Here is a 15,386-nt window from a genome sequence, read left to right on the forward strand (position 1 = left end):
GTCTTTCATTAGTGCTAAAAAAGAAAACCCAACAGAGTTGTGGCTCTATTGGGTTATTTTTTGAAAGAACGCCTGGGTCTTTTAAGGCGTATGGTTGATATCTAGCTAAAGATCAAAACTGATCATCACGATTACTCAGCCCAATTGAACTTGGTATCGTCGACACCTTCTTTCTCTTCTTTCGCTCGCTCGCGTCGGTGTTGTTCTTCAATTCGCGCAGCGTCTATCTCTTGCATGATGGCTTCGATATCAGCCAAGTCGTCCGTTTCCGTAAACTCACCCGTTAGCTTGCTGTCTGGCTTTAAGTCGCCTTTCTCGTACAGCGCCCACATTTCCTTGGCATACTCGGTTTTCGCCAATTCAGGAGCAAACTGAGCGTAATAATCACGGATGTTATTGATGTCACGAGCCAGCATCCACTCAGCGTTGTTGTTCGCCGAAGCATCAACCGCTTGTGGTAAATCGATAATCACCGGGCCGTACTGATCCACCAATACGTTGAACTCAGACAAGTCACCATGGATCAAACCAACACACAGCATTTTAACTACGTAAGTCATCATCACAGCGTGGTCTTCGATCGCTTGCTCTGCTGACATCACGACATCGTTCAAACGGGGCGCAACATAACCATCATCGTCAGTGACCAGTTCCATAAGTAGCACGCCATCAAAGCAACCATAAGGGACAGGCACACGAACACCCGCTTCTGCCAGTTTATATAAGGCATCCACTTCAGCACTCTGCCAAACCTTTTCTTGTTGCTCACGACCAAATCCAGAGCCTTTTTCCATCGCTCGAGCACGGCGGCTATTTCGGACTTTTCGGCCTTCACGATACGCGGTCGCTTTTTTAAAGCTGCGTTGGCTAATTTCCTTATATACCTTGGCACAACGGATCGTATCGCCGCAGCGCACAATGTACACCGATGCTTCTTTGCCACTCATGAGTTGGCTTGTCACCTCGTCGACTAAACCATCGTCAACTAAAGGCTGTATTCTTTTAGGTATCTTCATGCCGCCTTTATACATCACTTATCTTACAGATAGAAATATTAACTTGAGAAATGAATGACGAAACGATTAAAGGATCATCAAAATGATGACAAAGGAAGGAAATATAGGAGTTAATGGGTTTAGATCATGAGGAATGACCCGATCTGTTCAAAAGTATGAGACTAAGATTTATTACGACGACAACGTTCAGAACAGTAGATCACGTCATCCCAACAGCGCTGCCACTTTTTACGCCATGCGAAAGGCTTTTGGCACACAGGACATGTCTTAGTCGGTAAATGGGGCTTCTTGTGCATAGCCGTTTCCTTCTTGATGCGTCCACTTCCTTCGTTTACTAGAGATTCCCTATTACGCTCGTGCCTCACTTTAGGGAATGACGGCGTAGTGATTTATGACAACTCCCGACTCCGTCATCCTCGAGAAGGAGGAACGACTGAGTCGGGGATCTGCTGTATCAATGGCAAAGCTGGATTCCCTATTGCGTTCGTACCTCACTTTAGGGAATGACGATAATGAATACAGCTAAATCTAAGTCACAACCTTGTATTGCTTTTCCATCTCACTCACACCTAAACCAGAGTGTTTTGTCACTTTAAGCTGAACGGGTACTCGCTCTTTCAATGCTTCAACGTGGCTAATGACACCAATCATCTTGCCTGATGCATTCAAGTTATCCAGCGCGTTTAGAGCAATGTCCAATGTGTCGCTATCGAGCGTGCCGAAACCTTCATCTAAGAACAGAGAATCAATACTGGTTTTGTAGCTCACAAGATCAGAAAGCGCTAATGCCAACGCCAAGCTTACTAAGAAGCTTTCGCCACCTGATAACGTCTTGGTATCACGCATCACATCGCCCTGCCATGTGTCGAGCACTTGCAGTTCTAAACCATCGTCGGCTTTACGTTTTAGCTCGTAACGACCATGCAAACGTTGTAGCTGCTTGTTCGCCAGATACACCAAGTTTTCCAACGTTAAACCTTGGGCAAACTTACGGAATTTATCGCCGTTCTTAGAACCGATAAGTGAGTTAAGACGTGAGATATCATCAAACTCGACCTGTTGCTCGTCGATTTTCTTGAACAAATCTTGCTGATTACTGCGGTTCTGGTTATCGGTTTCAAGATTGGCAGAAATTGCACCGATCTTTGTCGCATGGCTTTGTTGTGCGTTTTGACACTCAGTAGTCGCGTCTTCAACTTGCTGTTGGTCTTGCTCTTGCCATGCTTTCGCATTTTCGTGGTTTTGTAGCTCCACTTGTGCCGCTTTGGCGGTGTTCAACCTAGCTTGCGCACTGACAATCGCTTCGTCTAAAGACTTCTTCAGGCTTTGAAGTTGAGTTCTAACCTCTTCATCTAACAACGCCGCTTCAAAATGTACCTCATCTTCGAATGGGCTAGCTTTCAGTGCATCTAACCAAGCATTCGACGCTTGTGTGTGACTGGACTGATTGCTGGTCAACTCTTCAGAGAAGCTAATGTGTTTGGTTTGCTCAGTTCGATGTTCCAGCTCGCAGCGGTTAAGCACCAACTGAGCGGCATCAAATGCATTTACCGCTTCAGTGACTTTTTGCTTCATCGCATTGCTGGTGGCTTGAATGTCTTTGTCACCAAACAACTCTGTTCTATCAGCCGTTACACGAGTAAGTTCTGACACTAAAGACTCACTCTGTTGAGTCAGTGTCGCGAGCTCTTTCTCAACACTGCTTAGCTTGTCGTCTAAGGTTTTCAATTCGGCATTTTGAGTAATCAGTTGCTTCTCAATATCGGCCTGTTGCTGTTTAGTTTGCTGCCACATGCTTGATGCTTGTGATTTCTCAGTAAACCAATCATCGATATGTTCTAATTCAGGCGCTTCGATAGCCGTTTGAACAATGCTCTCTTTCAAAGCACTCCATTGGTGCTCTTTCGCTTGAGTTATCTGAGTCACTTGCTCGTTTGCGACTTGGTTTTGCTTATTCAGATCCGCTAAGCGTTGCTCGGCTAACTCGAGATTAGATTGCGCCTTGTCAGCCATAACACTTACAGACAGGCGTTGTTTCTCAGCTTCGGCATAATGCGCTTTAGCATCAGCCAACGCTTTGAGTTGCTGCGCGTTCAGACTTAGTAGAAGTTCACACTGCTGTGCAAAGGTCGCGACGGCAGGTTCATTGCCTAAATCGTTAATCGTTAGCAGCGCCAGTTCAGGAGCCGTGTCAACGAAATCCGATAAGTTCTGTTGAAGCTTGCCGACAACGCCTTGCCAATTCATTTGAGCCTGCTGAATATCCGCTCGCGCACGTTGAATGTCATCGTTCAGCGCTGCAATCATAGGGGCAAGAGAATCTAATTGCTGACGATGCTCTTGGCCTTCTTTTTTTATAGCCGTTAGCTCTAGGTTTTCCGTTTCTTTTTGAGCAACCAAATTTGCAATATCTTGCGACTGTTCAATCGAATGCTCTGTTGAACCACACAATGGGCATTCAGACCCAGATTCTAGAGCTGCACGGTATTTTGCTAATTCGCCTTCTTGATCAATCAAACGCGTTAATCGTTCAAGCGAAGTCTCTCTCTCTTTATATCGCTCCACCAACACTTCACGCTCTTTCGAAAGCTTGTCGACCAACTGAGTGTTGGTTTGATGTGCCTGTGTTTTCACGTGCAGCTGTTGCTGGGCATTTAGGAAACCACGATTGATCTCGAGTAATGAGTGCGTATTGCGGTTCCAAAACTCCAACAGATCTTTTTGCGCATTCAGCACTTGCTCACTGGTGTTGCCTTGCAATGCTTCCCACTGTTGCTTTGCACTACTCTCTAGCACAACCAATTTAGCTAAGGCCTTATCTTGCGTTGTTTTCGCGTCTTGCGCAGATTTGATGATCGTTTGCTGAGCATCAACCGCAGACAAGGCTTGCTTCGCTGAGTTCAGTTGTTCTGCATGTTGACGCTCGAGGGTACGAACTTGCTCGACCTTTGCTTGCCACTGACCTAAGTATTTTTCCAGATGTTGGTCAGCTTGATGCGTATATAGGTACTCAGTGCTGAGTTGATCTTGTTGCTTCAGTGCATCTGTTTTTTGGACTAAAACAATCTGTTGATTACGCTGCTGCGTATGTTGCTCGTTTAGCGTATTCGCTGCATTAACGGCCGCAGTTTGCTTATCTTTGAGTACGGCGATTTGGTTATCGAGCGGACGGACAAGATCGATGATCTTCTCTTGATCTTGTTGCTCGGTTTTTACCTGTTCGACAATCGCACTGCTTTGAGTCAGTTTAGTTTGCGCGTCTTGCTTCTCTGCATCACGAACGGCAAGTAACTTGGTGCTGTTATCTAGGTGAGCTTGAGTAGTGTTCACCTCTTGTTCGCAACGCTTTAAATCTTTGTGCATTGGGCGCAGCTTTTCAGCCGGTTCACTGTTTGCCAAGCGCTCTAATGAAGGTTGATTACGGTCTAGTTCATCTTGAGCGGTTTTAAAATCGTGTTCACTGGTCGCTATAGTTTGCTCAGCTTTAGTCACGTCTTTCCACCAGCTTAGGTGCGCTTGCCACTCTTTTAATTGCTCGGCTAGACGCTTCTGTTCGACTTCTAACGTTTCACGCTCTGCGGTCAGCTCTTGTATTTGCTCTTCAGAGAGTAAGCTCACCCCTTCAGCTTTCGCTTTAAGGTGATTAAGCGACTCTTCACTCGACTTGAAATGATCGTAGATACGCTCTGAAATCAGGCTATAGACTTCGGTTCCCGTCAACTCTTCAAGTAGCTCTGCACGGTCGTTAGCATTGGCATTTAAGAACGCCGCAAACTCACCCTGAGACAACATGATCGATTTAGTGAAGCGTGAGAAATCGAGACCGGTTACCTGCTCCACCAACTTGGTCTTCTTAGTCAGCATGGTCTCTAAGACTTTGTCGGTGTCAGCATCGGCAAACTCACACGTTGGCGTTTGTAATGCGCCATCGTGTTTTCCACGCGCTCGCTTTTGGTGGAAGTTAGAGCGATACGTTTTGCCCTGCACTTCAAATTCCAGTTCAGCAAAACACTCACCCGTGCCACGCGTCATTAATTCGTTGTTGCCTTTAGCAATGCTCTTTAAGCGCGGCGTGCGATGGAACAGTGCCAAACAAATCGCATCAAGAATAGTGGTTTTACCCGCCCCTGTTGGGCCAGTAATCGCAAACAGACCATTTTCTGCAAACGGTGATTGGGTGAAATCGAGCTTCCAACGCCCTTTCAAAGAGTTCAGGTTTTCAAATTCTAGGCTTAAAATCTTCATACTGGTTACTCTTCTACTTTGTTTGGCGCTTGAGCGCTCTCAGATACTTCAACCATCACTTGTTTAAACTTCACCGTCATGCGCTCTAAACGCGCTTTTTCAGAATCGGTTTCAAACTCTTCTAAGGCAATACGCTTCGTAAACACGTCCATCGGGCTCAATTCTGACAGCGTTTCTGCCGACTCTTGCTCTAAAGCTTGGTTACGGCGTTCTCTTGCTCGGCGCAGTTGCAGCACTTCAACGTTCAATCCTTCGGTCAGTGCGCGCATACGTTCTTGAAGATCCGACAAGTAATCTTGCGCTTGCACCTCTATTGATAACCACACGCTTTGGTCGCTATCTAAACCTATGTATTGGTTCAGCTGAGATTCGATCTCGCTTAAGTCACCTTTGATTTCAGCTAGAGGTTGGAATGTGGGAACAGGCAGTTGAGAAATGGTGCGCTCACCTTCAACAAACTCAACCACACACACTTGTTTCTGAGACTTAAGTTCATCAAAACTTAATGGGATTGGAGAGCCTGAATAACGAATGTATTCACGCTTTGCCACCACTTGTGGGCGATGGATATGACCCAGTGCGATATAGTCTGCGTCTGGGAAGCCATCAGCGGCGAAACCATCAAGGTTGCCGACGTAGATATCACGCACCGAATCTGATTGTTGGACGCCCATCGCCGTTAAATGACCCGTAGCGATGATCGGCATGTGCTCGCTGTTTTCAAACGTCGCACGTTTAGCAACCGCCGCATCATAAACACTTTGGTAGTGCTGTTTAATCGCATCACCAAGTTGCTTCTGACGCTCAACGCCGGTGACACCTGCCTGACTGGTCAACACATCGCGAGGGCGAATAAAAGGGATGGCACAAACCAGCGCTTCTACATCGCCGTTCTTGCCTTTTAGTTCAACAACCTGAGTCGCATGATCTTCATTGGTGTTTGGAATCACGTCTGCGCCCATGTATTTGAGCAGCTGTTGTGTCTCTTTAAGCACAGAGACTGAATCGTGATTTCCACCTAATAACACCAATTGGCAACCGATCTTGTTCGAATCGACCACAAACTTGTTATACATCTCACGAGCGTAACTCGGAGGAGTACTGGTATCGAAAATGTCGCCAGCAACAATGATCGCGTCGATGTCGTGCTCTGTAACTTGCTCAAGTAACCATTGTAAAAACCGTTCATGTTCATTCTTACGGCTTTTATTGTAGAAGTTTTGGCCAAGGTGCCAATCGGACGTGTGAAGAATCTTCATTGCTGCTCACTAGAAGTATGTAATGCCTTTAATTTACCAAAATAGTCGACATAATTCCCTTTTATAAGCTTGTGAAAACCAACTAATTTTACGCTTGAACGTCTCATAAGTTATAGCTACAAAAAAGCCGCTCATAATCAGAGCGGCTTTCGTATCAACTATAGGCAGTTTCGCGGCTCAACACGCCTTAGAAATTGTAAGAAGCACCCAGTGTTACTGTGTTAAATACCACGTCTCGACTGCTTAGGCGTATTTTGTTCCCATTGATGTATGCGTAGTTTTCAATGTTTACTGCATCTGCTTGAGAAATCAGGCGAAGTGTTAAGTTTTCTACTGGGGTGTATTCCACACCAACGCCGAAGCGGAAACCTGCACCTGAATCATCGCCGTAGAAAGCACCGTTGCTTGAATTTAGATCAACGTAGCTTAAGCCTGCCAATACAAATGGACGGATTGAGTTATCGAAGGTGTAACCTACATTTGCTGCAACCGAAAGTGATGTTGGTGAAAGAAGCTTAGTGCCAAATTTTTCGTAGTCAGCGTAATCCGTGTAACCAAGTTCGATACCTACAATGCGGTTAAATTGGTAACCACCATAAAGGCTGTACCCCATGCTTTCAGCATCTAAATTGCCTCCGCCATCAGTATCTGAGTCTTGATACACACCAAGGCCTGCACCAATGTATGGACCACCCTCAATACCAGCAGCAAATGTAGGAAGTGAAACCAAGCCAACTAGGCCCAATAGAAATGATGATTTAAGCATGAAAATACCCTTTTTTTGTCTGTCCTACAGCAACGTTGACCAACAGCCAATAGTTTCCGACACTATTTCACCTGTTGCGTTACTGTTTAAAATAAATTAAATAAGCAACTCCAAATGAATAATAAAACACTGTTCATTTACGGAGCGAATGAGAAAGTACCACAAGATTTTTAGGTCATCAAACGAACAATCATAGATATTTAATCAAGTCTTATTTATGAGACAGTTGTATTTCCTGAGGCGTAACGAGCACTAAAGTACGAATAAACCTGATAGTAAACAGGAGCATCATCAACATTAAACTTATTACAATCAGATTGTTATCGAGCTAATTAAATTTTCATCCGCTCTCAAAAACAACCTGAATCTTCATGCCTAAATATAAAAACTGACCCTGTTTCTCAATTTATCCAATAAAAGATATAAAGAGAAGAATGAGTTTTATTTTTGGAAAGTGCTTATTTAGAACGGTCTGCTATTAAAATATATTTCAATTTAATTCATGTTATTAACGAGCGTCAGCAAGACTAGCCAAGTAGTTATTCGTTAAATAGAAACCGCTGAACTTCTCAATAAAGTCCGCAGGAACGGTTTTATCGGTCAAGCCAGATTCAATCAGCGCCGCTTGCCACTTCTGTACTTTCGGGAAGCCTTCAAGCATATCAAAGCCTGAGCCCTCTTTGATTACTGACGCTCGGTGCAACAGTGGTAGCCAAGCGATGTCGACATTAGAGATATAATTGCCTTTAAAAAAGTCACTGCCACCCAATTTATTCTCGGCCTTTTGGAAGGATTTTTGAAGGTTTGCTAAACGCGTCTCAAATGTTTCTTTATCTTTACTGCCCATGGTTCCACATTGCGGCATGTAATGTTTGCTTGCCTGATAAGACCAAGCACGATCCAGTGCCTTTTGCTCGGCAGACACTTCTTCTATCGGCGCATATTTATCATCTAGGTATTCAACAATTGCATCTGACTCAAAAAGAACCGTGTCATTTTCTGTAATCAAGACTGGCACTTGTCCGTTTGGCGAAATATCTAGGAACCATTGAGGTTTATTATTTAGCTCAATGTATTCAATTTCAAATGGGACATTTTTCATTACCAAAGCACCCATTACACGTTGAACGAATGGGCAGTTTTTAAAGCTAACAAGTTTAATCATGGTTGACTCCGAATTAGGTCATTAATTTGTATTTGTACCCCTAAGACGAACTCCAAAACCGAAAGACGAAAAATAATTCCATTTTTTTGGAAAAAATTAAATGCGGAGATAATTAAAGGCAATCACTTTAGATAGGAACTTTAAGTAGTCACTTTCGACAATGCGCTTGAATGCCTAAATACGAGCGGCTAAACGATCAAAGATATTGCAATGGATGCCATGATCACGCCAACGACAAATTCCAACACCTTCCACGCTCTCGGGTTCTTAAACATTGGAGCCAAGAAGCGAGCGCCATATCCAAGTGAGAAGAAGAACACAAACGACGCCGATACGGCACCAGCGCCAAACAACATTTGATTAGGTTGATATTGCGTTGAGATAGAACCCAGCAATACCACAGTATCCAAATACACATGCGGATTAAGCCAAGTGAACGCCAAACACATCGCAAGCGCTTTGGTTAACGAGTCTTTGGTTTCAACAGTGGCTTCTAAGGCGTGGTTTTCAGTAAATGCAGAACGGAAGCTTAAGAATGAATAGACACCCAAAAAGATAGCGCCACCATAACGGGCGAACTGCTCAATTTGTGGGAACTGCTTAACGATGGCGCCAAAGCCCGTCACGCCAAAGCTAATGAGTAAGGCGTCAGAAATGGCACATACAGCACAAACTGCCAATACGTGTTGGTTCTTAAGCCCTTGCTTTAAAACAAACGCATTTTGAGAGCCAATCGCAAGAATCAACGAAAGGCCAAGGGAAAAACCTGCAAAGTAAGTCGACATCTAAAGCTAGCCTCTTAACGCAACTCAATACGCATAAACTGGCTGTGCGGGTCCAACACATAATCAGCAAAGGGTTCACAGTATCCGAAGCCAAACTTTTCATACAGGTTACGTGCTGGCTTGAAGTAATCTTCTGAGCCTGTCTCTAAGCTGATTGTTTGATACTTGCGAATGGCCGCTGTATCTAACACGTGTTGTAAAAGTTGGCTAGCAACGCCTGACTTTCGAGCAAACTGTGAGGTTCTCATCGATTTCAATTCAGCGTGTTGGGTATTGAGTTCTTTAATGGCGACACACCCAAGCAGTTGACTACCTTTCCAAGCACTGAAAAAGGTAATTTCTGGTGACTTGAGCCCATCTAGATCCAGTGCATGGACGCTTTCGGCTGGCGAAGTTGCGTACATATCGGCAAGGTGCTCTTCAAGCAATTCAATGACTTCCCCACCAGATAAGTCATCAAGCTTAATTTCTATTGAAGTACTGCTTTCCAACGCTGTTCCATTTTCCATTGAACCCTGTGCATTTATTGCTGATGTCATTGTCCCAACTCTCCTTGTTTGGTTCGCTTATTTAGCTTGAGTGATTTGGCTTTAATTACTGGCCTACTTTCCTGAATTGTTTCCTTTTCAAGAACTCGGTTTGAATCAGTAAAATTACTGATTAATCATAAAATTATTAATGTCACACTGGATTTACCTAGATACCATATTTTTCCTATCTAGTCTCGTGATAAAAGCCTGCCACAAAGCCCGTAGGTCGCAGCAGCGAGGGAGCAACACCTGTTTCAGTTAACGAATAAGTAGTCAGGCCGATATGAGTATTCAACTAGATTTAACCACCACTATGCCCAGCCAAAACTTCGACTCGGCACAAGGGCGGATGACACTTCAAAACCATCGAATTATTGATGTCGACAACGAGATCGCCCAAATCTTTGGTTATCGAAACCGCGATGAGTTATTACACAATGTTGAATTTGTGTATGCCTTAGTTCCTGACAATTACCAAAACCTAGCCAAAAAACGCTACCTAGAGGCAATAAAAGGCAAGTTTAACAAAGGAAAATTGTACACGGACATTCCAGCTAATGGTCGCAATATCTCCATATTTTGTTTATCACATGTCATTGAACTGAATAACAAACCTGCGCTTGAAGTACACGTCATTGACATCACATCAATGTTAGAGGCGCAGCGTAAACGCCACGAAACAGATCTCATGTATCGAAAATTACTCAGTACATCGAAACAAGGTATTTTGATCCACCGAAACTTCAAACCTTTGATGGTTAATCAAGCTTGGGTTGAGCAACAAGGTGCCCAATCTATCGAGCAAGTACTTGCGATGGACTCAATCATTTCAATCATTCCTGAAGAACAGCATTCAAATGCCATCAGGCGGTGCGAGAGCATTCTCAATGGCAATACACCCAACTTCAGCTCTGTAGTATCCAACCATTGCTTTGATGGCAGCTATAAATACTTCAATATTTATGACAACGTGATTAACTGGGAAGGTGAAGACGCCATTCAAGTGATTCTCGAAGAAGTCACAGACAAGGTCTTGTTAGAAAAAGAGTTGCTGCACCGCGCTATGCATGATGACTTAACGCAGGTACTCAATCGCCGCGCCATTTATGATTGGATAAAGAAGCCAATGAATCAGCAAATAGAAATGTCTTGTATGCTGATTGATATTGATGACTTTAAATTAATAAACGATCAGTTTGGTCACAGTGTTGGTGATGCTGTCATTAAACACCTAGCCGACTCCATTAAAACGCACGTTGAATTACTCAATGGCGTAGTTGGACGTTGGGGCGGAGAAGAGTTTATTGTGTTCATTCCCAACGCGAAACCTGAGCATACCCAAGTCATAGGCGAACGTATCTGCCGTGCTTTTAATAGGCATACTTTTGTTGGATTCAATCGCCGTCAATTTACATCGAGCGTCAGTATTGGCATCACCAACCGATGTATGTGTCACTCACCCAACAACATTAACACGCTAATTCGGGTGACGGATGATGCACTTTATCGTTCAAAAACAAGTGGGAAAAACCAGATCTCTATCAATGATGATGTGGTTTGCCAGGAAGCTCTTGCTTGAAGCCAGCCAACAGATAATGAAAGTACAGCGACCAAGAATTAAAGCGCCTATATTGATCGATATTTGATTGCGATTTCCCAATTTCGGTATATGATGCGCCACCCTAATTTTTCAGCTTATGCTGCAGGCAAATATGTCCGCCAACGCACTCTATACCGACCTATCCGGTTACTATGATTTAATGTGTGTAGATATTGACTACCAAGCGCAAAGTAACTGCGTACGTAGGCTCCATCAAATCTTTGGAAATGAAGGAAAAACACACCTCGATTTAGCTTGTGGCACTGGCCCACACGTTCGTCATTTTATTGATTTTGGTTACCAAAGCGGTGGCCTAGATCTTAACAAGCCTATGTTAGATATCGCAGAAGTTCGATGCCCGGAAGCCAAGTTCTCAGTACAAAACATGAGTAACTTTGAGGTCACGGAACCACTCGATCTTATCACTTGTTTCTTATATTCAATCCATTACAACGATGGCCTAGAGAAACTTAAAGAGTGTATTGAAAGTGTGCATCGCGCATTGAAGCCAGAAGGTATTTTCTGTTTTAACGTGGTTGATAAAGACAAGATCAGCAACGACCTGTTTGTTAGACACACAACAAACCAAGACAAAGACGATTTCACGTTCCGTTCTGGTTGGTATTACTCTGGTCAGGGTGATAAGCAAGCGCTAAAGCTTAGTATCGAGAAGACGACTGCTGGTGAAACTCAAGTGTGGAATGATGAACACCCAATGGTGGCATTCTCGTTTAAGGAGTTAATCGAGATATTGAAGCCCTACTTCGAGGTTAATATCTTCGAGCACGATTACGACAAGCTGATTCCTTGGGATACTCAGTCCGGCAATGCGCTGATCACATGTGTCAAAATCTAGATAAATAGATACGTGGCGAGTTAAGCCAAACCTATAGATCAAAAAAAGAACCCACACTCGCCGCTCTCCTTTTAGAGCATCAGCCAGTGTGGGTTCTTTTGTATCAAGCTATCAGAGTTCGAACTCTCGATTAGAAGTCCGCAGTCATACCTACGTAGTAAGTACGTGGCTCTTCAACATAACCCATGCTCTCTAGCTCTTGTGATACAGCTTCGTCCGTCAAGTTTGTGATACCTGCACGTAGTCGTACTGAAGCATTCACGTTGTAGACAGCACCTAGGTTCAGCGTTGTGTAAGCGTCTTGAGTTAGGTCGCTTTCGATCTGACGTTCGCCTCGGTAACGCGCACTCACGAAGGTACTTAGATCGTAAGTTGGGCTCCAGTTCAGTTTAACTAAACCCGAATGCTTGTAACGCTCAAGTAATTCTTCACCAGTAGACTTATCTTCAGTGTCTAAGAATGTGTAATTACCAGACACACCCCATTCATCAGTAATTTGGAATTGGCCTGTAAGCTCAGCACCTTGAACTACAGCCTCTGATACGTTTGTATAAGTACGCTTACCATTCACATAGCCAGTTGAGCTTGAACTATCAGCGCAACCTTTACCCGATTCAAACACTCCGCCGTTCTCACAATAGGTTTCATCACGATCAATTAGGTCGTTGATTTCATTTCGGAATAAGGCACCTTCAACACTCCAACGAGGTTGGCTATAAATCGCAGCGACCTCATAGTTCAAGCTGGTTTCGGGCTTAAGATCTTCATTACCATGTAAATCACATACGCCTTTACAGCTATTAACTGTGTAGTCTGTCTGATTTTGAGTCAATGTTGGTGCTTTAAATGCTTTACCCACACCACCCTTGATGATCAGGTCATTCGTTGTTTGATGAACCAAGTACACACGTGGGCTGAACTCTTCACCGTACAGTTCATGCTTATCTAAACGACCACCAATGGTTGCCGTTAGTTGATCCGTCATTAACCATTGGTCTTGTACAAACAGGGCACCTTGGTAGGCTTCTGATGACCCGCTCGACAGGTTTTCCTTGTTTGTAAGCTCGCTTAACTGGTAGTCCATGCCAAAAGTAACGGTATGACTATCACCAAGGTAAGTCGTCGCTGAGGCTTCTACTATTTGTGTCAGTTCTTCAATATCACTGCTGTAAATTTCGTCAGAATCTGCAGCATCATGGTCAGTCACGTTTTCACGAGAGTAACGCACTTGTGTATCACCCCAGCTCCAAAAGCCACTGTGTGTAATCGCTTGACTCTGACGCACAACTCGCGTGTCAGATTCCATAACAGATGTTAGGCTTTCAGCTAATGAATCACGTTCATCGTCGCTATAGCCAAAATCAAAGTCGATAGTTTGATTATCGGTAGCATGCCATGACAGACTCGCCAATAAACTTAAAGTATCTCTTTCTTCTAATGCTGTAATATCAGAGCGATTTGTAACAACATCTTGGCCATCAACTTTGTCTGTACGGTAACCGGAATATGGTTGCCATGCGTTACGGCTTGTTTGGTTAACAGAAAGGCGAGCAAACAGCTCATCTTCAATCAACGCACCAGAAGTAGTAAAACCAACAGACTGCTCTTGGCCACCGTTGCCATCCATTGGAGATGACGAGTCCATGCTCAGTGTAGAGCTCCAATCATTTTCTGGAGCCTTAGTGATGATGTTGATTGTACCGCCCATACCATCTGAACCGTAAAGTGCAGACATTGGGCCACGGATGATTTCAACACGTTCAATTGAATCAGCAGGAATAGTTGATAGGTCGAAGTCGTTACCGCGGATGATGGCACTCGCCGAGCTAAGACGACGGCCATTCACCATGATAAGTGTGTAGTCTGAATCCATACCACGAATAGAGATCATCTGACGGCCAGCACGTGTGCTATCAAAATCAGACTCAACACTCGTTGATTCAGCAACGATGTCAGCCAAGGTAATACCAGGGCTGTCTTCAATGTCTTGCGCGGTGATAACCGACATTGAAGCTGGCGCTTGTTTTAGTGCCATCTCGGTACGCGTTGCCGTAACAACCATTTGTTCATCTGTTGCTTGCGCTTCTTCTTGCGCTAACACGTTAGCTGAAAGTGAGGTACAAATAACAGCGACTGCGATCGAAAGGGGTTTGCGAATCAAAAGAGATCTCTCAGACATGATATTCATTCTTATATGTGATTAGTAATGATAATGGTTTGCATTAAACAACCAGCTACCATTCTTATCAACGAAAGTTTCATACCAAAAATCAATTCTCGCTATTCACCATTCAAATAACGAATGAGATCTATATTCAACTAGATAGACATTCATAAGTTTCATTCACCTTGCAGATGAATTATGTATAAAGCTCTTTGAATATATTGCGAACCCAGCGACACATCGGGTCGTTATGAAAGCGCTTATGCCAGTATAAGTAGACGTCTTCTGATGGGTGGCGCAACGCTTTAGGCACGCGTTTACAAACAAGATCTCTTTGCTTAGCGGCTTGTTGAGCAAAAGGTGTCGGTAAATGAAAGATGATGTCGGTTGCTTCTGCCATATCCGGCGCGACGTTAAAATTGGAAAGCTGAATTGGAATGGAGAGTTGGCGCTGCTTATCAATCAAGCCAAGATCTTTAAATCGACTTTCGATCGAGAGCTTCTTATCCCCTTGCAGTGAGATTTGACCAAGTTGGCTATTCAACAAGTCATCAACGGTGATCTCTTTGTCCGCCAAAGGATGGTTTTTACTCATCAACAAACGGTAATCGCGGCTAATCACGAACATTCGATACAAATTTTGCTCTGAACTTAACGGCTCATGGGTCGACAACACAAAGTGCGCATCACCGGATAACAGAGGCTCAAAGTGTCGTTTAGGAATCGAGTCGATATCAACAATCATGTTCGGCGCTTGTTGGCGTATCTCCGCAACTACCTTCGGCAACAAGTGCGCGACATTAGGCACTAAACCAAAGAAGCGAACCGTACTGTCACTACTTTGCGGCTCGAATACATCGCCATGCACCAGCTTTTCTAAACGTGTCAGCACTGAGTTGAGATCTTGCTTAATGGCTTCTGCTTTTGGCGTTAACTCATAGCCATAAGCCGCTCGCACCAGTAGGTCATCATTGAAAACGGTACGCAGTTTTTGCAGAGA

At 44.0% G+C, this 15,386-nt stretch carries 12 protein-coding genes; 2 read left to right on the forward strand and 10 right to left on the reverse strand.

Annotation, left to right across the window (positions count from 1 at the left end; translation table 11 throughout):
* Positions 1–131: 131 nt before the first annotated feature.
* The 8 genes from IQQ51_RS14085 to IQQ51_RS14120 all read right to left on the reverse strand — a co-directional run bounded on the left by IQQ51_RS14085 (position 132) and on the right by IQQ51_RS14120 (position 9,775).
* Positions 132–1,016, reverse strand: a complete 885-nt coding sequence (locus IQQ51_RS14085) for a PA4780 family RIO1-like protein kinase (protein ID WP_322632753.1) — start codon at positions 1,014–1,016, stop codon at positions 132–134.
* A gap of 161 nt (positions 1,017–1,177) precedes the next feature.
* Positions 1,178–1,312 carry a DUF2256 domain-containing protein gene (locus IQQ51_RS14090; RefSeq protein ID WP_019823450.1) on the reverse strand — a complete coding sequence of 45 codons (135 nt, stop codon included), beginning with the start codon at positions 1,310–1,312 and terminating at the stop codon, positions 1,178–1,180.
* Between the two features lie 232 nt (positions 1,313–1,544).
* Entirely contained in the window at positions 1,545–5,261 is a 3,717-nt protein-coding gene (locus IQQ51_RS14095; RefSeq protein ID WP_193841395.1) for an AAA family ATPase, read from the reverse strand.
* Between the two features lie 5 nt (positions 5,262–5,266).
* Positions 5,267–6,520: an exonuclease subunit SbcD gene (gene sbcD, locus IQQ51_RS14100; RefSeq protein WP_193841396.1), complete on the reverse strand. Its 1,254-nt coding sequence runs from the start codon at positions 6,518–6,520 to the stop codon at positions 5,267–5,269.
* Between the two features lie 187 nt (positions 6,521–6,707).
* Positions 6,708–7,286: a porin family protein gene (locus tag IQQ51_RS14105; protein WP_193841397.1), complete on the reverse strand. Its 579-nt coding sequence runs from the start codon at positions 7,284–7,286 to the stop codon at positions 6,708–6,710.
* A gap of 508 nt (positions 7,287–7,794) precedes the next feature.
* Positions 7,795–8,451 carry a glutathione S-transferase family protein gene (locus IQQ51_RS14110; RefSeq protein ID WP_193841398.1) on the reverse strand — a complete coding sequence of 219 codons (657 nt, stop codon included), beginning with the start codon at positions 8,449–8,451 and terminating at the stop codon, positions 7,795–7,797.
* A 188-nt stretch (positions 8,452–8,639) separates the two neighbouring features.
* Entirely contained in the window at positions 8,640–9,236 is a 597-nt protein-coding gene (locus tag IQQ51_RS14115; protein WP_193841399.1) for a LysE/ArgO family amino acid transporter, read from the reverse strand.
* A 14-nt stretch (positions 9,237–9,250) separates the two neighbouring features.
* Positions 9,251–9,775, reverse strand: a complete 525-nt coding sequence (locus tag IQQ51_RS14120) for a GNAT family N-acetyltransferase (protein WP_193841400.1) — start codon at positions 9,773–9,775, stop codon at positions 9,251–9,253.
* A 274-nt stretch (positions 9,776–10,049) separates the two neighbouring features.
* Here IQQ51_RS14120 and IQQ51_RS14125 point away from each other — a divergent pair, with 274 nt between their 5' ends.
* Together IQQ51_RS14125 and IQQ51_RS14130 are read left to right on the forward strand one after the other, a co-directional pair.
* Positions 10,050–11,345, forward strand: coding sequence for a GGDEF domain-containing protein (locus tag IQQ51_RS14125; protein WP_193841401.1), 1,296 nt, complete (start codon positions 10,050–10,052; stop codon positions 11,343–11,345).
* A gap of 133 nt (positions 11,346–11,478) precedes the next feature.
* Positions 11,479–12,222, forward strand: coding sequence for a class I SAM-dependent DNA methyltransferase (locus IQQ51_RS14130; RefSeq protein WP_029235856.1), 744 nt, complete (start codon positions 11,479–11,481; stop codon positions 12,220–12,222).
* 130 nt (positions 12,223–12,352) lie between these two features.
* Here the strand turns inward: IQQ51_RS14130 and IQQ51_RS14135 are convergent, their stop codons facing one another.
* The gene (locus tag IQQ51_RS14135; protein WP_193841402.1) at positions 12,353–14,401 is read right to left on the reverse strand and encodes a TonB-dependent receptor domain-containing protein; all 2,049 of its coding nucleotides are present in this window, start codon (positions 14,399–14,401) and stop codon (positions 12,353–12,355) included.
* A 181-nt stretch (positions 14,402–14,582) separates the two neighbouring features.
* Positions 14,583–15,386 (reverse strand): LysR substrate-binding domain-containing protein (locus tag IQQ51_RS14140; RefSeq protein WP_228012862.1); only part of this gene is annotated, 804 nt, incomplete at its 5' end.

The organism is Vibrio sp. OPT18, from assembly GCF_015163615.1.
GTDB lineage: Bacteria > Pseudomonadota > Gammaproteobacteria > Enterobacterales > Vibrionaceae > Vibrio > Vibrio coralliirubri.

Bases quoted from the DNA above. Each gene is read 5' to 3' on its own strand.
- IQQ51_RS14130 (WP_029235856.1), top strand. From the start codon at position 11,479: ATGTCCGCCAACGCACTCTATACCGACCTATCCGGTTACTATGATTTA.
- IQQ51_RS14105 (WP_193841397.1), bottom strand. From the start codon at position 7,286: ATGCTTAAATCATCATTTCTATTGGGCCTAGTTGGCTTGGTTTCACTT.
- IQQ51_RS14110 (WP_193841398.1), bottom strand. From the start codon at position 8,451: ATGATTAAACTTGTTAGCTTTAAAAACTGCCCATTCGTTCAACGTGTA.
- IQQ51_RS14095 (WP_193841395.1), bottom strand. From the start codon at position 5,261: ATGAAGATTTTAAGCCTAGAATTTGAAAACCTGAACTCTTTGAAAGGG.
- IQQ51_RS14090 (WP_019823450.1), bottom strand. From the start codon at position 1,312: ATGCACAAGAAGCCCCATTTACCGACTAAGACATGTCCTGTGTGCCAA.
- IQQ51_RS14135 (WP_193841402.1), bottom strand. From the start codon at position 14,401: ATGTCTGAGAGATCTCTTTTGATTCGCAAACCCCTTTCGATCGCAGTC.
- IQQ51_RS14085 (WP_322632753.1), bottom strand. From the start codon at position 1,016: ATGAAGATACCTAAAAGAATACAGCCTTTAGTTGACGATGGTTTAGTC.
- IQQ51_RS14125 (WP_193841401.1), top strand. From the start codon at position 10,050: ATGAGTATTCAACTAGATTTAACCACCACTATGCCCAGCCAAAACTTC.
- IQQ51_RS14120 (WP_193841400.1), bottom strand. From the start codon at position 9,775: ATGACATCAGCAATAAATGCACAGGGTTCAATGGAAAATGGAACAGCG.
- IQQ51_RS14115 (WP_193841399.1), bottom strand. From the start codon at position 9,236: ATGTCGACTTACTTTGCAGGTTTTTCCCTTGGCCTTTCGTTGATTCTT.
- sbcD (WP_193841396.1), bottom strand. From the start codon at position 6,520: ATGAAGATTCTTCACACGTCCGATTGGCACCTTGGCCAAAACTTCTAC.